Origin of the sequence: Planotetraspora silvatica (assembly GCF_016863315.1) — a bacterium.
Classification (GTDB): domain Bacteria; phylum Actinomycetota; class Actinomycetes; order Streptosporangiales; family Streptosporangiaceae; genus Planotetraspora; species Planotetraspora silvatica.
Genome location: NZ_BOOQ01000015.1, coordinates 100,095 through 121,303, shown reverse-complemented (window position 1 = coordinate 121,303; position 21,209 = coordinate 100,095). Strand labels below are relative to the sequence as shown.

Here is a 21,209-nt window from a genome sequence, read left to right as displayed (position 1 = left end):
CGAGCCGGTTTCGGTACCGGCGTCACGATGCCGTCACGTGTCGATCTCGCCGGGTGACCGTCCGGAGGCCGGCTCGTGACCTTGTACGGCGGTGCCGGGACCATCAGGACGGAGCGGTAACTTCTCTCCATATGGACGGGACCTCTGGCCGGCGTGTGGTCGTCGTGGGGGCGGGCATCGCCGGCCTCGCCGCCGCGTGGCATCTCCACCGCGGCGATCCGACGCTGAAGATCACTGTGCTCGACGGCGCGCCGCGCACGGGAGGCAAGCTGTTCTCCTCGGAGGTCGGCGGCGTCGAGATCGACGCCGGGGCCGAGGCCATGCTCGCGCGGCGTCCCGAGGGCAAGGAGCTGGCGCGGCACGTCGGGCTTGGTGAAGCGCTCGTGAGCCCCGGCACGACCACGTCGGCCATCCTGTCCAGGGGTGCCCTTCGTCTCCTGCCGAAGGGGCACGTGATGGGCGTGCCGTCCGACGTGGCGGCGCTCGCCCGCTCGGGCATCCTGACGCCCGGGGGCCTGGCCCGCGTGCCGATGGATCAGATCCTTCCTCCGACGCTGGTCACGACCGACGTCTCGGTCGCCGCGTACATCAGGGCCCGCGTCGGAGGCGAGGTCGTGGACCGGATGATCGAGCCGCTGCTCGGCGGGGTCTACGCGGGCCGCGCGGAGACGCTCTCTCTCGAGGCCACGATGCCCGGCGTCGCGGCGGCGGCCCGTACGGAGCGGTCCCTGCTGAAGGCCGCGCGGGATCTCACGGCCAAGGCGCCCAAGGACGCCGGTCCGGTCTTCACCACCCTCAAGGGCGGCCTGGGCGGCCTGCCCGCGGCCGTGGCCGAGGCGTCGGGGGCCGAGGTCCGCACCGGGGTGATGGTCCGCGACCTCGTGCGCACTCCGGACGGCTGGCGGCTGATCACCGGGCCCACCAGGGACGAGGAGGTCGTCGAGGCCGACGCCGTCATCCTGGCCGTGCCCGCCACCGCCGCCGCGCGGCTGCTGGCGCGGGAGGCGCCGAGGGCGGCGGCGGAGCTGGCCGGGATCGAGTACGCCAGCATGGCGATCGTCACGCTCGCCTATCCGAGATCCGCCTTCCCCGAACCGCCCTCCGGCAGCGGCTACCTCGTGCCGCCGGTCGAGGGCAGGCCGGTCAAGGCCGTGACGTTCAGCACCACCAAGTGGCCGCACCTCGGCGAGGCCGACCCGAACCTGGTCCTCGTGCGCTGCTCGATCGGGCGGCTGGGGGAGGAGGCACTGCTCCAGCGGGACGACGCCGAGCTGGTGGCCTTCGCGATGAACGAGATGACCGAGGTCATGGGAGTCCGGGGGTTGCCGATCGACACCCGGGTCACCCGGTGGGGCGGCGCGCTTCCCCAGTACGACGTGGGCCATCTCGACCGTGTGGCCCGCGCCCGCGCGGCCGTGGCGGCCCACCCCGGCCTGGCCTTGTGCGGAGCCGCCTACGACGGAGTGGGCATCCCCGCCTGCATCGCCACGGGCCGTACGGCCGCCGCCCGCGTCCTGGAGCACCTGAACGCCCGGCCCGCCGCCGGGGCGAAGGAGGAACCGGACGGCTGAGACGGCAGAATGGGCCCCATGACGGACGGCACCGCGCGGCCCAAGGCGCGCGATCTCAACCAGGTAATCCGCTACACGATGTGGTCGGTCTTCCGGCTCCGTGACCTGCTCCCGCCCGGCCGCGAGGCCGTCGCGGGCGAGGTGGGCGAGCTCCTGGGGCAGTCGGCGGGCAAGGACGTGGTGACCCGCGGCTGCTACGACGTCTCCGGCTTCCGGGCCGACGCCGACTACATGTTCTGGTGGCACGCGCCCTCCGCGGAGGACCTCCAGGAGGTCTACACGCGTTTCCGCCGTACCGCGCTCGGCCGGGCCAGCGAGCCCGTCTGGTCGGCGATGGCCCTGCACCGGCCCGCCGAGTTCAACAAGTCGCACATCCCGGCCTTCCTGGCCGATGAGGAGCCGAAGGGCTTCGTCAGCGTCTACCCGTTCGTCAGGTCCCTGGAGTGGTATCTGCTGGACGACGCCGACCGCAGGCGGATGCTCGCCGAGCACGGGAAGATGGCGCGCGACTACCCCGACGTCCGGGCCAACACCGTCGCCTGCTTCGCGCTCAACGACTACGAGTGGATGCTCGCCTTCGAGGCCGACGAACTCCACCGCATCGTCGACCTGATGCGCCACCTGCGCGGGGCCGAGGCCAGGCTGCACACCCGGATCGAGATCCCCTTCTACACGGGCACCCGCAAGCCGGTGAGCGAACTCGTCGCCGCATTGCCCTGATGCCGGGAAACCGCCGGTGCGACATTGTGATCTTTGTCATACTCGGAGGAAATCCCCTACGCAGGTGAGGGCCGCCGTGTCGAGGCACGTGGCACGTTCCAGAGGGCGCCGCCGTAAGACCCGGACCCGGGCCTGGGTCGTCGAGGGGGGTGTGGGCGCGGCGGTCATCGCGACGGCCGTCCTCGTGACGACCGGTCCCGTCCACCTGTGGCCGTCCGGATCCCGTACGGCTCCCGCCTCCGCGGAGCCGGATGAGCCGGAGGTCGCCCGCGTCGGCGTCCGCGCGCGATCCGGGGCGCCGGAGACGGCGGCCGGAGTGGAGATGGCGGCGCCGACGCGGTCGGACTACACCGACGACAAGGCCGTCGCCTATTTCCGCTCCCGGTGGAGGGACCGCACGTCCGCCCTGGTCCGTGACATCCGGACGACCGGGGGCTATCTCCGGATCTACACCGACCTCCCGGAGGCCGACGACGACTCCGACGCCGCGATCACCTTGTGCGAGCGGGGCCTGGAGTACCTGGCCGCGGAGGGTGACGCCTCGAGGGTCGTCTTCGTCCAGGCCGATCTCGGGGAGAACGGGAACCCGGTCCTCGCCAACGTCCTCGGCCCGGACGATCCCGACTGCCGCGTCACCAGCCCCGAACCCCGATGACGCCGTACGGCGTGACGCCTGGGCGGGCACGCCGTACGGAAGGGATCACTTCTCTGGCAGCAGGGTCAGTGACACCGAGTTGATGCAGTAGCGGTCGTCCGTGGGAGTCGCGTAGCCCTCGCCGTGGAAGACGTGACCGAGGTGGGAGTCGCAGCGGGCGCAGCGGACCTCCACCCTCCTCATGCCGAGGGAGTCGTCCTCGATGAGGGTCACGGCCTCCGACTTCGACGGCTCGAAGAACGACGGCCATCCGCAGTGGGACTCGAACTTCGTGTCCGACCGGAACAACTCGGCGCCGCACGCGCGACACGAGTAGACGCCCGTCGTCTTGGTGTCGACGTACTCACCTGTGAACGGACGCTCCGTCCCCGCCTGCCGGAGGACGCGGAACTCCTCGGGAGACAACTGCACCCGCCACTCGGCGTCGCTCTTGACCACCTTGTCCATGTTCACCAGCCTAAGCGCGGCCGCCCCCTGTGGGGATTACGTACTAAGAACCACACGGAGCCGGGAGATCTTCCCGCAAGAGTTCTTTCCGGCGAAGCATCCTTTCGCCGCTCTTTTGGCGTCTTCACTGATGAGGGGGCTGATCGTCCACCCGTTCCGGGAGGGGGTCGGCCTGTCCCGCCGTCCTGGCGGCGAAGCGCCCTACCCGTGCTGGGCGCCGCAGGGCGGCAAGAGGATGCCGCCCGCAGGGGTGGCCCGTCGTGTCCGTCCCGTCGCGGCGACGGCGCTCGCCACGTGAGCGTCCGCTCGCCGCGACCACGGGCTCCGCGCCGGGTGGGCGCGGTGGCTCGTGGGTGCTCCCGGTCCGGCCGCCGTTGGCAGCCCGGGACGGACCCTCCTCCCCGGCTCTTCCGGGGTAGTGTCCGAGCCATGGCATCGCCGTACATCGAAATCGACGCCGGTGGACGGACCGTCAAGGTCACGAACCCGGACAAGATCTACTTTCCCGCAGCCGGCGCCACCAAGCGCGACCTGGTGGAGTACTACATCAGCGTCGGCGACGGCGTGCTCCGCGCGCTCCGGGACCGGCCGACGTATCTGAAACGGCATCCGGACGGGGTCGAGGCGGAGGCGATCTACCAGAAGCGGATGCCCAAGCATCCCGACTGGATCGAGACCGTCTCCGTGCGGTTCCCCAGTGGCCGTACGGCCGACGCGTTCTGCCCGACCGAGGTGGCCGGGTTCGCGTGGTGCGCCAACCTCGGCACGATCGACTTCCATCCTTGGGCCGCGCGCAGGCCCGACCTGGAGCATCCCGACGAGCTGCGCATCGACATCGACCCGCAGCCGGGGACGGGGTTCGACGAGGCGAGGAAGGTCGCGTTCACCGCCAGGGAGGTCCTCGGCGAACTGGGCGTCGAAGGTTTCCCGAAGACGTCGGGCAACCGCGGCATCCACATCAACATCCGCCTCGAGCCCCGCTGGTCGTTCGTCGACGTACGGCACGCCGGCATCGCCCTCGCCCGTGAGGTGGAACGCCGCCTGCCGGAACTCGCGACGACCGCCTGGTGGAAGGAGGAGCGTGGCGAGAAGATCTTCATCGACTTCAACCAGAACGCCCTGGACCGCACGGTGGTCGGCGCCTACTCGGTCCGCGCCCGCCCCGACGGCCTGGTCTCCGCCCCGGTGACCTGGGACGAGCTGGAGGGCTGCGACCCCCGCGACTTCGACATCACGACCATGCCGGAGCGGTTCGCGAAGCTGGGCGACGTCCACCGCGCGATCGACGACCAGGCGTTCGGCATCGACACGCTGCTGGAGTGGTACGCCGCGGACGAGCGGGGCGACATGCCCTACCCGCCGAACTATCCCAAGATGCCCGGGGAGCCCAAGCGGGTCCAGCCGTCGAAGGCGAGGCCGTCCACCGGCTGAACGTCGGCCGGGATCCGGTCAGATGTGGCGGTTCACCATCGTCGCGACCACGAACACCAGGGCCGCGACGACGCCGACCCGGAACATCGTCCCGACACCGCCCCAGGCCGTGGAACGGAGCTTGGGGAGGCCCTCGACCGCCTTCCGCCAGTCCCGCCAGGCGTTGAGCATGAGCTGGAACTTGCGTCCGGCGACGAACAGAGCGATGCCGATGGCGACGAAGAGCAGGATTCGGCCGTCCGACGAAGCCTCCATCGGCGCTCCTTACGGGGGGCGATCAATTACTCACTCACCGTACGCCTCGGCAGCTCACGTGGCCATCGGGTATTCCGAGTCGAGACGCCGCCGACGCGTCCCGCGGGTGAGCCGGACCTGGTCTGCCGGCCGTTTCGGCCAGGGCCCCCGGGGCCGGAGGTCAGGGGTGACGGGGGAGGAGGTCAGGGGTCGCGGGGGAGGCCGAGGGCGCGCTCTCCGATGATGTTGAGCTGCACCTCCGTCGTGCCGCCGCCGATCGTGAAGGCCCTCGTGGTGAGGATCATCCTGCTCCAGTGGGGGTCCGAGGGATCCAGCGACCAGCAGAACTCCGAGACCCGCTGCGCCTGCCCCATGCCGAGCAATTTGCGGACGCTGGAGCCGGCGCCGGAGTCCGTCCCCTCGAGCCGGGCCAGGGTGACCCGCAGGCCGAGGGCGGAGATGGCGTGGCCCTCGGCGTAGAGGCGGCCCGCCTCCTCGAGTTGTGATTCCCGCAGCGCTCCGACCTTGCCGAGATGGCGGACGATGTCGCCGTGCTGAGAGCCGGGGCCCCAGGAGTCGCCGAGGGACACGCGCTCGTGCGACAGGGTGTCCCGCGCGACCCGCCACCCCTGGCCGGGCTCTCCGACCACCAGCGAGTCCGGCACGAAGACGTCGTCGAGGAAGACCTGGTTGAAGATCTCGTCGCCGTTGATCTCCTTGAGCGGGCGGACCTCCACCCCCGGGGACGACATGTCCACCAGGAAGTACGTGATCCCCTCGTGCTTGGGCGCGTCCGGGTCGGTCCTGGCCAGGCAGATCGCCCAATGGGCGTACTGGGCGAGGGACGTCCAGATCTTCTGGCCGCTGATGAGCCAGCCGCCCTCCGCCCGCACCGCCTTCGTCGACAACGACGCCAGGTCGGAGCCGGCTCCCGGTTCGCTGAACAGCTGGCACCAGACGAACTCGCCTCTGAGCGTCCCGGGGATGAACCGGTCCTGCTGCTCACGCGTGCCGTACCGGGCGATGGAGGGGACGGCCCACGCGGCGATTCCGAGGTTGGGGCGGCCGAGATGCCGGAACTCCTGCTGGATGATCACCTGCTCCAGCGGTGCGGCGGCCCTGCCCCACGGCTCGGGCAGGTGAGGCATCATCCAGCCTCCGCTCGCGAACCCGGTACGCCGCTCCGCGGGATCCAGCGCGCCGAGCCGTGCCGCCTCCGCGTGGATCCGCTGCCGCAGCGGCACGGCCTCGTCGGGCAGGTCGGGTTCGAGCTCCCGGCGGTCGCCCGCCATCGCGAGCCGCGTCACCTGCCCGGCCCACACCCCGGGATCGCCGACCAGCGCGCGGAGGGACAGGGCCCGCCGGTAGTAGAGGTGGGCGTCGTGCTCGAAGGTGTAGCCGATGCCGCCGAGCACCTGGATCGCGTCGGCCGCGCAGCGCACCGCCGCGTCCGGAGCGAGGACGGCCGCCCCCGCCGCCGCGATCCGCGCCCCGTGGCCGTCCTCGACGGCACGGGCCGCGTCCCACACCGCGGCCCTGGCCTGCTCCAGCGCGACCAGCATCGCGGCGCATTTGTGCTTGACGCCCTGGAACTGCCCGATGGGCCGCCCGAACTGGACACGGGTCCTGGCGTACTCGGCCGCCGTCGTGACGGCCCACGCCGCCACTCCGCAGGCCTCGGCGCCGGCGAGCACGGCGATCACGTCCCGGACCGTCGCGGAGGTCACGCCCGGCAGCACGCGGTCCTCGCTCACGGCGTCCGCGGACACGTGGACGAGCCCACGGGTGAGATCGAGGCCGGTGACGGCCCGCACCGTGACGTCAGCCGAGCGGAGGACCGCCCAGCGGCCGTCCACGGGCACGAGGAGGACGCCGGCGTCCGGCTCGCCGAGCGCGAGGCCCTCCTGGGAGGTCTCCGGAAGCGCCACGGCGGCGGTGAGTGAGCCGTCGGCGAGCAGGGGGAGCAGTTCGGCCCGGAGCTTCTCCGTCCCCCACTCGGCGATGACCGCGGACGCGATCATCGTGGGCAGGAAGGGGCCTGGGGCGCAGCGTTCGCCCAGCACCTCCAGGACGACGGCGAGCTCGGGCGGCCCGAACCCCTGGCCGCCGTGCTCCTCGGGCAGGTGCAGGCCGAGCAGCCCCTGCGTGGCCAGGTCGTCCCAGAACTCCCGGTGATCGGCGGCTCTGGCGGAGACCCGCCGCTCCGCGAACCGCCGTACGGCGGCCTCGAGATCCCGATGGTCGGTGGTCAGCCCGATGCCCATGCGCGCACTGTAGATCGCCTTCCCGCCCGGCGCTACCAGCGGATGGTCGTCGTGATCAGCATGACGAGCACGAAGGTGGACAGCCCTGTGAGCCCGTGGAGCAGGATGGCGGCCATCGGGCGGCGTCTTCCCGAGTCCCGCGCGTGACGCCCGCCGCCCAGCCAGCGCGTCAGCATCGTGAAACCGAGCAGCGCGACCGCTGTGATCACGACCAGGGCGGCCCACGCGTAGCCCTCGTCGTGAGTGAGGAGGAAGGCCACCCAGAGGGCGAGCCCGGCGACGGCGAGGGCCGGGTGGCCGACGATCAGAGTGCGGGGATAGCGGGTGACCTTGGTGGCCTGGGGCCGCAGACCGCCGTCGGCCAGCCACCGGATCATGAGGTAGAGCCCGGCCAGGGTCGAGACCAGCCAAACTGTGAGCGCGGCGAGTTGCACGGGCCCTCCGACAGGTTTCCGAACAGTTCTGTGAGGTCTTTCGTCAACTCCGCGACGTCTCACACGCCGTGACATCGAACCGTTATCGGCTCGTCTCCGCTCTGCCGGTCTGTCGCCCGTGTGTGCCAATGTAGAGACCGTGCGCCGTATCCATCCCGATGTCGAGGACGATCCCGATCTCGTCGCCTCCTACGCCTACCCGCGCGACGAATGGCTGAGGCTCAACATGGTGGCCAGCGCCGACGGCGCGGCATGGATGAAGGGCCTGTCCGCCGGGCTGTCCGGCGAGGGCGACCGCAGGATCTTCGGCATCATGCGCGGTCTGTCCGACGTGGTCCTCGCGGGAGCGGCGACCGTCCGCAGCGAGGGGTACGGCCCGGCAAGGCCCCGCGAGTCGTGGTCCGCCCTCCGGGAGGGACGCCCGCCCGCCCCGCCGATCGCCGTCGTCACGCGGCGGCTCGACCTCGACCTCGGCGGTCCGCTGTTCACCGAGGCCGAGCCGTACGCGCGGCCCATCGTCATAACGACGGAGGCCGCCGCGCAGGACCGCCGTGAGGAGGCGGCCAAGAACGCCGACGTCGTCATCGCCGGAGACGACCGGGTCGACATGCCGCTCGCCGTGCGCGAGCTGCGCGCCAGAGGGCTCGGCAGGATCCTGTGCGAGGGCGGCCCCCGCCTCAACGCCCAGCTCGCGGCCGCCGGGCTGGTCGACGAGCTGTCACTGTCGGTCAGCCCCGTGCTCCTCGGCGGGGACGCCGCCCGCATCCTTAACGGCGTGGCGTCGCAGATCCCCCTCGTGCTCGCCCAGGTCCTGGAAGAGGACGGCTTCCTCTTCTGCAGATACGTCAGGGAGGTCCAGGATGGCCCTGCCGGTTGAACCACCGGTCTCGCCGATGCTCGCGAAGGCGGTCAAAGGCATGCCGCCCCAGGACGGCTCGCTCTACTACGAGCCGAAGTGGGACGGCTTCCGCTGCATCGTCTTCCGCGACGGCGACGAGGTCTATCTGGGCAGCCGCAACGAGCGGCCGTTCACGCGCTACTTCCCCGAGCTGGTGGAGGCGGTGAAGAACGAGCTGCCGCCGCGGTGCGTCGTGGACGGCGAGATCATCATCGTCCGCGGCGAGTCGCTCGACTTCGACACCCTCCAGCAGCGCATCCATCCGGCGGCCTCGCGGGTGAAGCTGCTGTCGGAGCAGACGCCCGCGTCGTTCGTGGCCTTCGACCTGCTCGCCCTCGGGTCCGAGAGCCTGATGGACGAGCCGTTCTCGGTGCGCAGAGCCCGGCTCGAGGAAGCCCTCGCCAAGGCCGGCGACTCGGTGCGGCTCACGCCCGTCACGCAGGACGACCGGGTGGCCGGCGAGTGGTTCGACATGTTCGAGGGCGCCGGGCTCGACGGCATCGTGGTCAAGCCGGGAGACCTGCCGTACTCGCCGGACAAGCGGGTCATGTTCAAGGTGAAGCACGAGCGCACGGCCGACTGCGTCGTCGCCGGCTACCGGGAGCACAAGTCCGGCCCGATCGTCGGCTCCCTGCTGCTGGGGCTGTATTCGCCTGACGGGCGCCTGCACCATGTGGGCGTGGCGGCGTCGTTCCCCATGAAGCGGCGGGAGGAGCTCGTGGCGGAGCTGGCGCCGTACCGGCTGGACGATCTGAGCGAACATCCCTGGGGGGCGTGGGCCGAGTTCGCGCAGGGCGGCTCCGAGGGCCAGCGCCTGCCGGGGGCCGTCTCGCGGTGGAACGCGAAGAAGGACCTGTCGTTCATCCCGCTGCGGCCCGACCTGGTGATCGAGGTGGCCTACGACCACATGGAGGGGGACCGGTTCCGGCACACGGCCCAGTTCCGCCGCTGGCGCCCGGACCGCACCCCGTCCTCCTGCACCTATGACCAGCTGGACAGGCCGGTCCGGTACGACCTCGGCGAGATCCTGGCCCGATAGCCGCGTCAGCCCGTGAGGGCCCTGACGGCGGCGGTGACGAGCACGGCGGCCGCCACGACCACGAGGAACGGCGCCCGCAGGAGCAGAGCCGCCGCCGCGGCGGCGAGCCCGGCCGCGCGGGCGTCCACGACCAGCGTGCGTCCCTCACCGAACGTCTGCAGGGCGATGAGGCCGGCGAGCGTCGCGATGGGCACGAGGGCCGCGAGCCGGCGCACCATCGGCCGTTCCAGGACGGCTGCGGGCACGGACAGCCCGAGGAGTTTCACGGCGTAGCAGCCCGCGGCGACGAGGGCGATGGCGGCCCAGATCATGACAGGTCCCTCCGGCGGCGGTTCACGACGAGGACGGCGGGCGCCGCGAGCGCCGCCACCAGGATGGGCACTCCGGCAGGCAGGAACGGCAGGCTCGCCAGCGCGAGGACGGCGGCGACGAAGGCCGTCACGGGCTCTGGACGCTCGCGGATCCGTCGCCACGACCCGCGCGAGTCCCCGCCCCGCACCATCGACACGAGAAGTGCCAGGAAGACCGCAGGACCTGCCGCGTCCAGTCCCCATGCCGACGGATCGCCGAGCGCCGACGCACCCAGCGCGCCCAGCAACGTCGTGATGTTCCATCCGAGGTAGAGGCTCACACCGGTGACCGTGAAACCCAGGCGGGCGGCGGCCCGGTCCGGCTGGGCGAGGGCCACGGCCGAGGTCTCGTCGATCACCCACTGGGCCGCCAGCGGGCGGACGGCGGCGGGCAGGGCGAGCAACTGCGACAACCGCAGCCCGTAGAAGGCGTTGCGCGCCCCGAGGAAGAGGGCGCCCGCCGCCGCGGCGAACGGGGCGCCGCCCGCGCCGATGGCCCCGACGAGGGCGAACTGCGACGCCCCGGTGAACACCAGGAGAGAAAGGGCGCAGGTCTGCGCCACGCTCAGGCCGGCTCCCGACGAGGTGACGCCGAAGACGAAGCCGGACAGGCCGACGGTGATCCCGACGCCGAGGGCGTCCCGGACGACCGCGGCTCGCGGTTTGGGGGGTGGAGGGCCGGTCTGCGTGGATGATGCGGTCACTCGGCCGAGGCTAGGCGCGGCCCCTTTCGCGAGTCTTGTACGTTCTTGCGCTCTCGGCTGTAGGCGCCGGGCGGCACGCCGACGATCCGGGTGAAGTGCCGGTTCAGGTGCGGCTGATCCGTGAAGCCCACGGCCGCGGCGACGTCCGCCGGCGCGATCCCGGTGTCGAGGAGGTGCCGGGCACGCCGCACTCTCGCGTCGGTGAGCCACACGTGGGGCGGCATGCCGTACGCGTCGCGGAAGGCCCGCAACAACGCGAACGGGCCGATGCCGAGTTGGGCCGCGAGTTCCCGCAGGGACGGAGGCTCGGCCATCCGGGACTCGAGGATCTCCCGGGCCCGCGACACGTCGCGCGGGGGCGCCGGACGCGGAGAGCGTGCGGGCAGCGCCGTCCCGCTGGAGCGCAGCAGCCGGGCCACCACCAGGCGGAGCATCGTGTCGGCGGCGAGCGCGTTCCGGCCGTCCGCGGCCCGGAGCACCTGGGTGATCAGGCGGACGGCCTGCGGGTCGTGGGCCACGGCGACGGCGAAACCGGGATTCCCGCGGATCGAGGTCGTCTCCGCGGCGATCTCGCCCACGACGGCCGCCGACGGGTAGATCACGCTGTAGGTCCAGCCCTCGGGCACGCCCGCCTGGCCCGTGTGCACCGTGTCGGGATTGACCAGCGCGAGGTGGCCCGGCCCCGCGCGCTCGATCGAGTCGCGATGGTGGAACTCCTCGACGCCCGAGGTGATCGCGGCGATGACGAACGACTCGTGCGTGTGCCGGGCGAAGGTCTTGCTCACGTAGCGGGCGTCGAGCAGGTCGACGCCCGGCAGGCCGGGGTGCCGCCAGTGCCGCGCCCTCTCCCGCGCACTCATCGCCGGGCGTCAGTCCTCGCCGGCGCGGCGCAGGATCTGCAGCGACCGGGCCGTGACGGGCACCTTGGCGCCCGCCGGGCACGTCTCCTCCCCGGACGTCTCCTCCCGCGGGCTCTCGTCCGCCGTGTCGAGGACGAGGTGCCACTCCTGGCCGAACTCGGCACCGGGCAGGTTGAACATGAGCTCGTCGTGGTGGGCGTTGATCAGCAGCAGGAACGAGTCGTCCCTGATCCTCTCCCCGCGCTGGCCCGGCTCGCTGATCGCCTCGCCGTTCAGGAACACCGCGAGAGACTTGGCGTAACCCGCGTTCCAGTCGGAGTCGGCCATCTCCTTCCCCGAAGGAGTCAGCCAGACGATGTCGCGCGTGCCGTCCTGCGCCTTGCGGCCGTGGAAGAACCTGCGCCGGCGGAAGACGGGATGCTCACGCCGCAACTCGGCGAGTGCGCGGACGAACTCGAGCAGGTCGTCCTCCTGCTTGAGCAGCGACCAGTCGGTCCAGGACGTCTCGTTGTCCTGGCAGTAGGCGTTGTTGTTGCCGCCCTGGGTCCGGCCGAACTCGTCGCCCGCCAGCATCATCGGGACGCCCTGGGAGACGAACAGCGTGGCCAGGAAGTTGCGCCGCTGCCGCTTGCGCAGCCGTACGATCCCGGGATCCTCGACGGGGCCCTCGGCACCGCAGTTCCACGAGCGGTTGTCGTCGGTGCCGTCGCGGTTGGCCTCGCCGTTGGCGTCGTTGTGCTTGCGGTTGTAGGAGACCAGGTCGGTGAGGGTGAAGCCGTCGTGGCAGGTCACGAAGTTGATCGAGGCCACCGGGCGGCGGCCGCTGGTGGCGTAGAGGTCGCTCGATCCGGTCAGCCGCGAGGCGAACTCGGGCACCGTGCGGGAGCTGCCCCGCCAGAAATCTCGGACGGAGTCGCGATATTTCCCGTTCCATTCCGTCCATAAAGGCGGGAAATTTCCTACCTGGTACCCGCCAGGGCCGACATCCCACGGCTCGGCGATCAGCTTGACCTGCGAGATCACCGGGTCCTGCTGGATGAGGTCGAAGAACGCCGACAGCCGGTCGACGTCGTGCAACTCGCGGGCGAGCGCGGCGGCGAGGTCGAAGCGGAAGCCGTCCACGTGCATCTCGAGCACCCAGTAGCGCAGCGAGTCCATGATGAGCTGCAGAGCGTGGGGCGAGCGGACGTTCAGCGAGTTGCCGCAGCCGGTGTAGTCGAGGTAGTAGCGCCGGTCCTCGTCGCGCAGCCGGTAGTAGGCGACGTTGTCGATCCCGCGGAAGCCGAGCGTCGGGCCCATGTGGTCGCCCTCGGCGGTGTGGTTGTAGACCACGTCGAGGATGACCTCGATGCCCGCCTCGTGCAGCGCGCGGACCATCGCCTTGAACTCCTGGACCTGCTCACCGAGCTGCCCCGCGCTGGAGTAGGCGTTGTGCGGGGCGAGGTAGGCGATCGTGTTGTAGCCCCAGTAGTTCGTCAGCCCGCGGGCCACCATCGCGTGCTCGGGCACGAACTGGTGGACCGGCATCAACTCGACGGCGGTGACCCCGATCGACTGCAGATGCTCGATCACGGCGGGGTGCGCGAGGCCGGCGTAGGTGCCGCGCTGCTCCTCGGGCACCTTCGGATGCCGGATGGTCAGGCCGCGCACGTGGGCCTCGTAGATCACGGTGTCGTGGTACGGCGTGCGGGGCGACCGGTCGTTGCCCCATTCGAAGAACGGATTGACCACCACGTTCTTCGGCATGTACGAGGCCGAGTCGTCGACGTTCAGCCGCGCGGGGTCGGTGAAGTGGTAGGAGAACAGGGACTCGTTCCATTTGACCGAGCCCTCGACCGCCTTGCCGTACGGGTCGAGCAGGAGCTTGGCCGGGTTGTTCCGGTGGCCGTGCCCCGGCCGGTACGGCCCGTGCACGCGGAAGCCGTACCTCTGGCCGGGCATGATCCCCGGCAGGTAGCCGTGCCACACGAACCCGTCGACCTCGGGGAGGTCGACGCGGCTCTCTTCGCCGTGATCGTCGAACAGGCACAACTCGACCCGCTCGGCCACCTCGGAGAACACCGAGAAACTGGTGCCCACTCCATCCCAGGTGGCTCCGAGCGGGTACGGCTCTCCAGGCCAAACTTCACGCATGTAACCTCATTCTCCACTCCCGCGGTCGATCGCGCACCTGGAGAGGCTCGAGGTGGTCAGGAACCCCGTCAGGAAACCTCACCAGGCACATCGCCGGGGACGTCTTCGGTAGATCGTCACCGGAAAAGGTTTCCGGGAAACGGCCGTTGGAACGTCGTTCGGGTGTGTCGTCCGTCTGGGGATATGCGAGAGCCCCCACCGGATCGCGTCCGGCGGGGGCTCTGCCCGGCCATCAGGGCATGTTCAGCCGACGAGTTCGGCGTTCAGCGTGATCGTCGTGCCGGCGAGGGCCTTGCTCACCGGGCAGTTGGCCTTGGCCGTCTCGGCGGCCTGCTGGAAGTCCTCGGCGGACAGGCCGGGGACCTGGCCGCGGACCGACAGGACGATGCCGGTGATGCCCTCACCCGGCTGGAAGGTGACGTCCGCCTTGGTCTCCAGCGACTGCGGCGGGGTGCCCGCGCCGGCGAGGGCGTGGGACAGGGCCATCGAGAAGCAGGAGGAGTGGGCGGCCGCGATCAGCTCTTCGGGGCTGGTCTTGCCGTTGGCCGTCTCGGCCCGCGAAGCCCAGGTGACGTCGAAGGTGCCGACGCCGGAGGTGTCCAGCGAGACGACGCCCGAGCCGTCGAGGAGAGCGCCCTTCCACTGCGTGGTCGCGGTACGAGTGGTCGCCATGGCGATTGTCCCTTCATCGGTTAAGTCACATCCATGAGCGAGCTTAGAGCCTCCCCAGGCAGTGATCATGCTCAGGCTCACCCAACCACCCCCCTCTCGGCCGTGATCATGCACAGATTCGTAGATGTGTTGTCTGAGCAGCCAAAACCCGGGGCGTGATCATGCACAGGTTCGGCGACAGGCCGACCGACCTGGCCATTCCCGAGTCGTGATCATGCACATCCTCGTGAATGTGGCCTGTGACCTGCGGCGATATGGCTCGTGATCATGCACACATTCGCGCAATGCCATACGGACCTGCGGCTTCGCCGTACGTGATCATGCGGAGCCGGTTCATGCCCATGCGACACCCGATCACGCGTCCCGCCCATTGCATGATCATGTACGGCGAAACGCCTGTTCATCCCGCGTGATCGCGAATTTGCGCATGATCACGTACGGCGAAGCCGCAGGTCAAGGGGCCGATCCACGAAAGTGTGCATGATCACGGCGAAATGCCGTTCAGGATGCCTGTTCGACGATCGCCTCGAGGTCGAGGCCCGTCGGAAGTGTGCCGAAGGCCCGCCCCCACTCACCCGCCAGGCGGGAGGCGCAGAACGCGTCCGCCACCGCCGCGGGCGCGTGCCGCACGAGCAGGGACGCCTGGAGCACCAGGGTGAGCTCCTCGGCGAGGCGCCGGGCGTCGCCCTCCCCGGCCGACGCGAGCGTCTTGCGGGCCCGCTCGGCGGCGTCGCCCACCCGGCGGTCGCCGGCCAGCGCGACCTCGGCGAAGAACGCCTCCAGCCCCTCGGGCTCCTTGGCGAGCGCCCGCACGAGATCGAGCGCGGCTACGTTGCCCGAGCCCTCCCAGATGCCGTTCAGCGGCGAGTCGCGGAACAACCGCGGCATCTGCGACTCCTCGACGTACCCGTTGCCGCCCAGGCACTCGAGCGCCTCGGCGGCGTGGACGGGAGCCCGCTTGCAGATCCAGTACTTCGACGCGGCCAGAGCCGTACGGCGGAACAGCCCCTCGGCGGCGTCGCCGCGCACCGCGCGATCGGTGGCCCCGGCCAGGCGCATCATCAGCGTGGTGGCCGCCTCGGACTCCAGGGCCAGGTCCGCGAGCACGTTGCGCATCAGCGGCTGGTCGATGAGCGCCTTGCCGAAGGCCTTTCGGTGAGTGGTGTGATGGATCGCCTGGGTCAGGCCGTACCGCATGCCGGCCGCCGAGCCGATCACGCAGTCGAGTCGGGTCATGTTGACCATCTCGATGATCGTGCGGATGCCCCGGCCTTCCTCGCCCACGAGGTGGGCGACCGCGCCGTCGTACTCCACCTCGGCTGAGGCGTTCGACCTGTTGCCCAGCTTGTCCTTCAGCCGCAACAGGCGCATCGCGTTGCGGGACCCGTCCGGGAGCACCCGGGGCAGCAGGAAGCACGACAAGCCGCCGGGGGCCTGGGCCAGGACGAGGAAGACGTCGCACATCGGGGCGGAGTTGAACCACTTGTGGCCGGTCAGGGCGAACGTGCCGTCGCCCAGCCGTTCGGCCCTGGTGGTGTTCGCGCGGACGTCGGAGCCGCCCTGCTTCTCGGTCATGGCCATGCCGGCCAGCACGCCGCGTTTGTCGTGCGCGGGCCTGAGCCCGAAGTCGTAGGTCCGCGAGGCAAGCTGGGGCTCCCACTCGGCTCTGAGGTCGGGGGAGTGCCGGAGCGCGGCGACGGCGGCGTACGTCATGGAGATCGGGCAGCCGTGCCCCGCCTCGACCTGCGACCAGGTGAAGAACTTCGCCGCCCTGGCCACGTGGGCGCCCGGCCTGGCGGAGGTCCAGGGCGAGGCGTGCATGCCGTTCTCGACCGCGACGGCCATCAGGTCGTGCCACGCGGGATGGAACTCCACCTCGTCGATGCGGTGGCCGTACCGGTCATGCGTCCGCAACACCGGCGGGTTGTCGTTGGCCAGCCGCGCCCACTCCTGTGCCTTCGCGGAGCCGGCCAGCAGGCCGATCTGGCGGAGCTCCCCGATCGCCCAGTCCGCGCCCTCCCGGTCCAGCCCGTCGAGCAGCGCGCGGTCGCTTGACACGTCGTGCCCGATCAGCGGTGGTGCCTGGTTGATCACGTCGTGGGTCACTTGGGCCTCCTGTCCGGGTCGTCATCAACCATCTCAACATTTCAAGTGGATGATGAAATACGGGGGTCGAGGGGGATAACTCCACAATCACACGGGGCGGCCGTCCAGAGAGCCGTCGGCGTCGCCGGATCCGGAGAACGCCCGGAGAGTGCCTGAAGTTCGTCCTCTGGGAGAGGTGATTCCTTCCCAGGGAGGATAGGTCGATCGCGTCGTGCGGGATAGCGTGGAGGCGTGAGCGATCTAGGAGAGATGCGCGCTTCCGACACGGAACGGGAGCAGGCGGTCGAGAGACTCCGTGAGGCCTCCGTCGAGGGACGGCTGACCCTCGCCGAGTTGACCGAGCGGACGGAGGCCGCCTACCTGGCCCGGACGCACGCGGAGCTGGCACAGATCACCGCCGACCTTCCCGGCGGCGCCCCGGCACCCCGGCCTCAGCCGATGAAGACGCCGGGCAAGGTGAAGACCTGGGTCGTCGCGGTCATGGGCGACGCCAAGCGCACCGGCACCTGGCGCATCGACCAGGAGATCGCCGCCGTCAGCGTCATGGGCGACGTGACGCTCGACCTCCGCCAGGCCGAGGTGCGCACACGTGAGGTGGAGATCACGGCCACCTGCGTCATGGGCGACGTGAAGATCATCGTCCCGGACGGCGTCGATGTCGAGCTGTCCGGCGTGACCATCATGGGCGACAAGAAGGTCCAGGTGGCCGAGGCTCCGGCGGGCCAGAACGCCCCCGTCGTCAGGGTCAAGGCCTTCGTCCTCATGGGCGACGTGAAGATCATCGGCGATTCCCTGGCCGATCCGATCAAGCGGGGATGGTTCGCCTGGAGTGAGTGGTGGTGGGACCGCCGCAAGGAGGTTCGCCAGCAGCTCCGCGCGGACCTGCGCCAGACGATCGACGGCGGCCGTCAGGCCCACCGCGAGATTATGCAGGCCCACCGGGACGCCACCAGGGAGTTCCGGCATATGCAGCGTGAGGCCAGGCAGGGGGAGCAGGAGTTCCGCCGGCAGTTCATGCGCGACGATCGTGAGGCCCGGCGGGAGTCCCGCCGTGAGGATCGTGACGCCTGGCGTGACCTCCGCCGTGGCGACGACCCCTCCTCCTAGACCCTTTCAGGCCGTCTCCTAGCCCTTTTCAGGCCGTCGCGACGGCCTTCAGGCCCCGTACGGCCTGGCCGTACCTTTCGAGGACGATGGTGACGAGTTCGGGCGCGGGCCCGAGGACGCCGGCCACTACATCGGCTCCGGCACGCATGGTGTCCCGCTCGACCTTGTCGGCGAAGTGGCCCGGCGCCAGCAGGTAGGGGGCCACCACGATCCTGGGCGCCCCGGCCCGCCTGAGCCGTGCGACCTCCTGCTCGGGGGAGGGGGCGGCGGCGGAGGCGAAGGCCGCGGTGACCGCCCACCACGGACGTGCCCGCGCCCACTCGCGGGCCATCCGCGTGATCACGAGGTTGGCCCGGGGGTCGCTGGAACCGGCGGACACGAGGACCACGGCGGTGCCGGGGTCGCCCGGCGTCACTCCGGCCTCGGCAAGCCGGCGCTCGAGCGCCCCGATGAGGAGCGGATGGGGTCCGAGGGTATCCCCGCACGCGACCTGGAGCCTCGGCCGGCGGGCGGACGCCTCGCGGAGCGCCGCAGGGATGTCCACGCGGCTGTGGTAGGCCGCGGTGAGAAGCAGGGGGAGGACGACGGCCTCGTCCAGACCCGACAGCGCCGCGGTCAGCGTCGGCGGGGCGTGATCCAGATACGCCGTCCTGACCTCGAGACCGGGCTCCCGCTGCCGTACGGCATGCAGGAGCGCCTCCACCGTCACGGCGGCGCGCGGGTCGCGGGACCCGTGCGCCACCGCGATCAGCGGTGCTCGGTCGGCTGGACGGCTGTGCATGATCACGAAAGGAGTTCCGCCTGGTCGTCGGGTGTTTTCACGAATTCGTGCATGATCACGGTCGGTGAAGGAGCAGGTCGGCCGCCGTTTCCCCGAACCTGTGCATGATCACGCCCGGGTCAGAGGTGGATGCCGCACTCGATCTTGCCGAGGCCCGACCAGCGGCCGCTCCTCGGGTCCTCGCCGGGCGCGACCTGCCGGGTGCACGGGCCGCAGCCGATCGAGGGGTAGTTGTCGTAGTGAAGCGGGTTGATCAGCACGCCGTTGTCCGAGATGTAGTTGTCCACCTCGTCCTGCGTCCACCGCGCGATCGGGTTGATCTTGACCATCTGCCGCTTGGCGTCCCACTCGACGACCTTGGTGTCCGCCCGGGTGGGGGACTCGTCGCGGCGGATGCCCGAGATCCAGGCCAGGTACGGCTCGAGCGCCCGGTTGAGCGGCTCCACCTTGCGCAGGTAGCAGCACAGATCCGGGTTGCGCCCGAACAACCGGGGCCCGAGGTCGCGATCCTGCTCGGCCACGGTCCGCGAAGGCTGAATGTTGATCACGTTGACGTCGTAGACCTGCTGCACGGCGTCGCGCGTGCCGATGGTCTCGGCGAAGTGGTAGCCAGTGTCGATGAACAACACGTCCACGCCGGGCTTGACGCGGCTGACCAGGTCGATCAGCAGCGCGTCGCTCATCGAGGACGTGAGACAGAGACGGTCGCCGAACGTGGCCGCCGCCCAGCGGATGATCTCCCGGGCGGGTGCGTCCTCAAGGAACTCGGCGGCGGACGCCACGATGCTCTGTAGGTCGAGCGTCACCCGCTGCCGTTCAAGACCGGCCTCGATGTCCACGACGGTCATTGCCACTCCTCACACGTCATTTCTCTAAGATCACTGGTCGACTCGTCACGAACGCACGCCGAGCCCGAGGAACTTCACCCGGAAGGCGCGAGCGCAGGAGCGGCAGTACCACCCGTAGCTCTCCTCCTCGGTGACATAGGGCTCCAGGTCTTCCTCGCCGCAGTAGGGGCAGTAGAACGGCGCCGCTCTCTCGCTCACTTGAGGTCGGCCTCGTCCGCGCGCTGGACCCACTCGCTGAAGGTCTCGCCCTCGTTCTTCTGCTTCTCGAAGTTCCGGACCACGCGCTCCACGTAGTCGGGCAGTTCCTCGGTGGTGGCCTTCAGCCCGCGGACCTTGCGGCCGAAGTTGGGGTTGAGGCCCACGGAGCCGCCCAGATGCACCTGGAAGCCCTCGACCTGCTCGCCCTTGTCGTTGGTCACCAACTGGCCCTTGAGCCCGATGTCGGCGACCTGGATGCGGGCGCAGGAGTTCGGGCAGCCGTTGACGTTGATGGTCAGCGGCTCGGTGAAGTCCGGAAGGCGCTTTTCCAGCTCGTCGATCAGGTCGGCGGCCGTGGCCTTGGTCTCGACGATCGCCAGCTTGCAGAACTCGATCCCCGTGCACGCCATGGTCTGCCGGCGGAAGGTCGACGGGTTGACCTGGAGGTCGGCCGCCTCGAGGTCTGTGACGATCGAGTCCACCTGGTCGGGCGCGACGTCGAGGATCACCATCTTCTGCTCGACCGTCGTGCGCACCCGGGTGGCCCCGTGGCGCTCGGCGATGTCGGCGATCTCGTGCAGCTTGTCGCCGTTGACCCGGCCGACCTTGGGGGCGAACCCCACGTAGAAGTTGCCGTCCTTCTGGGGGCGGACGCCGACATGGTCGCGGCGGACGTCGCGCGGCACCGCGGGGGCGGGACCGTCGGGCAGTTCGTACTTGAGGTACTCGGTCTCGAGGACCTCGCGGAACTTCTCCGCGCCCCAGTCGTTGATGAGGAACTTGATCCGGGCCCTGTGGCGCAGGCGCCGGTAGCCGTAGTCGCGGAAGATCCCGCAGACCCCCGCCCAGACCTCGTGGACCTGCTCGGGCCGGACGAACGCGCCGAGACGCTTGGCGAACATCGGGTTGGTCGACAGGCCGCCGCCCACCCAGACGTCGAAGCCCTGCTCGCCCCGCTCGTTCACGACGCCGACGAAGGCGATGTCGTTGATCTCATGGACGGTGCAGTGCGCCTGGCACCCGCTGATCGCCGTCTTGAACTTCCGGGGGAGGTTGGAGAACTCCGGGCTCCCGATGTACCGCTCGTCGATCTCGTGGATCTGGGCGGTGCCGTCGATCACCTCGTCGGCGTCGATGCCCGCGAGAGGGCAGCCCAGGATGACACGGGGAGTGTCGCCGCAGGCCTCCATCGTGGACAGGCCGACGGCCTCAAGCCGCTCCCAGATGTCGGGGACCGCCTCGACCTCGATCCAGTGGAGCTGGATGTTCTGCCGGTCGGTGATGTCGGCCGTGCCCCTGCCGTACTCGTTGGAGATGTCGGCGATCACCCGGAGCTGCTCCAGGCTGAGCTGGCCGCCGTCGATCCGGACGCGGAGCATGAAGTAGCGGTCGTCGAGCTCCTCGGGCTCGAGGATGGCGGTCTTGCCGCCGTCGATCCCGGGCCGGCGCTGCGTGTACAGGCCGAACCAGCGGAACCGCCCCCGGAGGTCGGCCGGGTCGATCGAGTCGAAACCACGCTTCGAGTAGACGTCGATGATCCGCTGACGGACGTTGAGCCCGTCGTCGTTCTTCTTGTTCTCCTCGTTCTTGTTCAGCGGCTCACGGTAACCGAGAGCCCACTGACCTTCGCCGCGCGGGCGCTTGTGGTGGCGGTTCGCCGGGCGGGCCGGGGTGCTCATGGGCACGTCCTTTTCCGAGTGATCGGTCTGATCGGACTACGGTCCGGGACGCGCTGGGCAGGCCGCCTCCCACCTCGT

General features: G+C 70.3%; 22 protein-coding genes. 8 read left to right on the top strand and 14 right to left on the bottom strand.

Annotation, left to right across the window (positions count from 1 at the left end; translation table 11 throughout):
• Positions 1-131 precede the first annotated feature (131 nt).
• The 3 genes from hemG (at position 132) to Psi02_RS13015 (ending at position 2,946) form a co-directional block, all read left to right on the top strand.
• Positions 132-1,571 (top strand): protoporphyrinogen oxidase, encoded by a 1,440-nt coding sequence (gene hemG, locus Psi02_RS13025; RefSeq protein ID WP_203973858.1) that lies wholly within the window; start codon positions 132-134, stop codon positions 1,569-1,571.
• A gap of 18 nt (positions 1,572-1,589) precedes the next feature.
• On the top strand, positions 1,590-2,291 hold the full coding sequence (gene hemQ, locus Psi02_RS13020; RefSeq protein WP_203973857.1) for a hydrogen peroxide-dependent heme synthase: 702 nt from the start codon (positions 1,590-1,592) through the stop codon (positions 2,289-2,291).
• Positions 2,292-2,379: 88 nt separating this feature from the next.
• On the top strand, positions 2,380-2,946 hold the full coding sequence (locus tag Psi02_RS13015) for a hypothetical protein (RefSeq protein ID WP_203973855.1): 567 nt from the start codon (positions 2,380-2,382) through the stop codon (positions 2,944-2,946).
• Positions 2,947-2,991: 45 nt separating this feature from the next.
• On the opposite strand, the gene msrB is transcribed toward Psi02_RS13015, so the two are convergent.
• Positions 2,992-3,393, bottom strand: a complete 402-nt coding sequence (msrB, locus tag Psi02_RS13010) for a peptide-methionine (R)-S-oxide reductase MsrB (RefSeq protein WP_203951471.1) — start codon at positions 3,391-3,393, stop codon at positions 2,992-2,994.
• A 130-nt stretch (positions 3,394-3,523) separates the two neighbouring features.
• On the opposite strand from msrB, the gene Psi02_RS13005 reads away from it, so the two are divergent.
• Positions 3,524-3,691, top strand: coding sequence for a hypothetical protein (locus tag Psi02_RS13005; protein ID WP_203973853.1), 168 nt, complete (start codon positions 3,524-3,526; stop codon positions 3,689-3,691).
• 131 nt (positions 3,692-3,822) lie between these two features.
• Complete coding sequence (gene ligD, locus Psi02_RS13000; RefSeq protein WP_203973851.1) at positions 3,823-4,824, top strand: non-homologous end-joining DNA ligase; 1,002 nt, start codon at positions 3,823-3,825, stop codon at positions 4,822-4,824.
• An 18-nt stretch (positions 4,825-4,842) separates the two neighbouring features.
• Here ligD and Psi02_RS12995 read toward each other — a convergent pair whose 3' ends face one another.
• The 3 genes from Psi02_RS12995 to Psi02_RS12985 all read right to left on the bottom strand — a co-directional run bounded on the left by Psi02_RS12995 (position 4,843) and on the right by Psi02_RS12985 (position 7,756).
• Positions 4,843-5,079 (bottom strand): hypothetical protein, encoded by a 237-nt coding sequence (locus tag Psi02_RS12995; RefSeq protein ID WP_203973849.1) that lies wholly within the window; start codon positions 5,077-5,079, stop codon positions 4,843-4,845.
• 182 nt (positions 5,080-5,261) lie between these two features.
• Positions 5,262-7,322, bottom strand: coding sequence for an acyl-CoA dehydrogenase family protein (locus tag Psi02_RS12990; RefSeq protein ID WP_203973847.1), 2,061 nt, complete (start codon positions 7,320-7,322; stop codon positions 5,262-5,264).
• 32 nt (positions 7,323-7,354) lie between these two features.
• Entirely contained in the window at positions 7,355-7,756 is a 402-nt protein-coding gene (locus Psi02_RS12985; RefSeq protein WP_203973845.1) for a hypothetical protein, read from the bottom strand.
• Positions 7,757-7,895: 139 nt separating this feature from the next.
• On the opposite strand from Psi02_RS12985, the gene Psi02_RS12980 reads away from it, so the two are divergent.
• Together Psi02_RS12980 and Psi02_RS12975 are read left to right on the top strand one after the other, a co-directional pair.
• On the top strand, positions 7,896-8,633 hold the full coding sequence (locus Psi02_RS12980; RefSeq protein ID WP_203973843.1) for a pyrimidine reductase family protein: 738 nt from the start codon (positions 7,896-7,898) through the stop codon (positions 8,631-8,633).
• On the top strand, positions 8,617-9,693 hold the full coding sequence (locus Psi02_RS12975) for an ATP-dependent DNA ligase (RefSeq protein ID WP_203973841.1): 1,077 nt from the start codon (positions 8,617-8,619) through the stop codon (positions 9,691-9,693). Before Psi02_RS12980 ends, Psi02_RS12975 begins: the two co-directional genes overlap by 17 nt.
• 5 nt (positions 9,694-9,698) lie before the next feature.
• Here Psi02_RS12975 and Psi02_RS12970 read toward each other — a convergent pair whose 3' ends face one another.
• The 6 genes from Psi02_RS12970 to Psi02_RS12945 all read right to left on the bottom strand — a co-directional run bounded on the left by Psi02_RS12970 (position 9,699) and on the right by Psi02_RS12945 (position 16,518).
• Positions 9,699-10,004: an AzlD domain-containing protein gene (locus Psi02_RS12970; protein ID WP_203973839.1), complete on the bottom strand. Its 306-nt coding sequence runs from the start codon at positions 10,002-10,004 to the stop codon at positions 9,699-9,701.
• On the bottom strand, positions 10,001-10,747 hold the full coding sequence (locus Psi02_RS12965; RefSeq protein ID WP_239094845.1) for an AzlC family ABC transporter permease: 747 nt from the start codon (positions 10,745-10,747) through the stop codon (positions 10,001-10,003). The genes Psi02_RS12970 and Psi02_RS12965 overlap by 4 nt, the downstream gene beginning before the upstream one ends.
• Positions 10,744-11,607: an AraC family transcriptional regulator gene (locus Psi02_RS12960; RefSeq protein WP_203973837.1), complete on the bottom strand. Its 864-nt coding sequence runs from the start codon at positions 11,605-11,607 to the stop codon at positions 10,744-10,746. Before Psi02_RS12960 ends, Psi02_RS12965 begins: the two co-directional genes overlap by 4 nt.
• A 9-nt stretch (positions 11,608-11,616) precedes the next feature.
• On the bottom strand, positions 11,617-13,740 hold the full coding sequence (glgX, locus tag Psi02_RS12955) for a glycogen debranching protein GlgX (protein ID WP_203973835.1): 2,124 nt from the start codon (positions 13,738-13,740) through the stop codon (positions 11,617-11,619).
• A gap of 243 nt (positions 13,741-13,983) precedes the next feature.
• A complete protein-coding gene (locus Psi02_RS12950) occupies positions 13,984-14,412 on the bottom strand; it encodes an OsmC family protein (RefSeq protein WP_203973834.1) in 429 nt (142 codons plus the stop codon).
• A 501-nt stretch (positions 14,413-14,913) separates the two neighbouring features.
• Positions 14,914-16,518, bottom strand: a complete 1,605-nt coding sequence (locus tag Psi02_RS12945; protein ID WP_203973832.1) for an isovaleryl-CoA dehydrogenase — start codon at positions 16,516-16,518, stop codon at positions 14,914-14,916.
• A gap of 231 nt (positions 16,519-16,749) precedes the next feature.
• Between Psi02_RS12945 and Psi02_RS12940 the strand changes: the two genes are divergently transcribed.
• A complete protein-coding gene (locus Psi02_RS12940) occupies positions 16,750-17,625 on the top strand; it encodes a DUF1707 SHOCT-like domain-containing protein (protein WP_239094844.1) in 876 nt (291 codons plus the stop codon).
• A gap of 28 nt (positions 17,626-17,653) precedes the next feature.
• Here the strand turns inward: Psi02_RS12940 and Psi02_RS12935 are convergent, their stop codons facing one another.
• From Psi02_RS12935 to Psi02_RS12920, 4 genes are all read right to left on the bottom strand, one after another.
• Entirely contained in the window at positions 17,654-18,406 is a 753-nt protein-coding gene (locus Psi02_RS12935; RefSeq protein ID WP_203973830.1) for a sirohydrochlorin chelatase, read from the bottom strand.
• Positions 18,407-18,525: 119 nt separating this feature from the next.
• Positions 18,526-19,254: a phosphoadenylyl-sulfate reductase gene (locus Psi02_RS12930; RefSeq protein WP_203973828.1), complete on the bottom strand. Its 729-nt coding sequence runs from the start codon at positions 19,252-19,254 to the stop codon at positions 18,526-18,528.
• Between the two features lie 45 nt (positions 19,255-19,299).
• Positions 19,300-19,452 carry a DpnI domain-containing protein gene (locus Psi02_RS12925; RefSeq protein ID WP_203883160.1) on the bottom strand — a complete coding sequence of 51 codons (153 nt, stop codon included), beginning with the start codon at positions 19,450-19,452 and terminating at the stop codon, positions 19,300-19,302.
• Positions 19,449-21,131: a nitrite/sulfite reductase gene (locus tag Psi02_RS12920; protein ID WP_203973826.1), complete on the bottom strand. Its 1,683-nt coding sequence runs from the start codon at positions 21,129-21,131 to the stop codon at positions 19,449-19,451. Before Psi02_RS12920 ends, Psi02_RS12925 begins: the two co-directional genes overlap by 4 nt.
• Between the last annotated feature and the right edge of the window lie 78 nt (positions 21,132-21,209).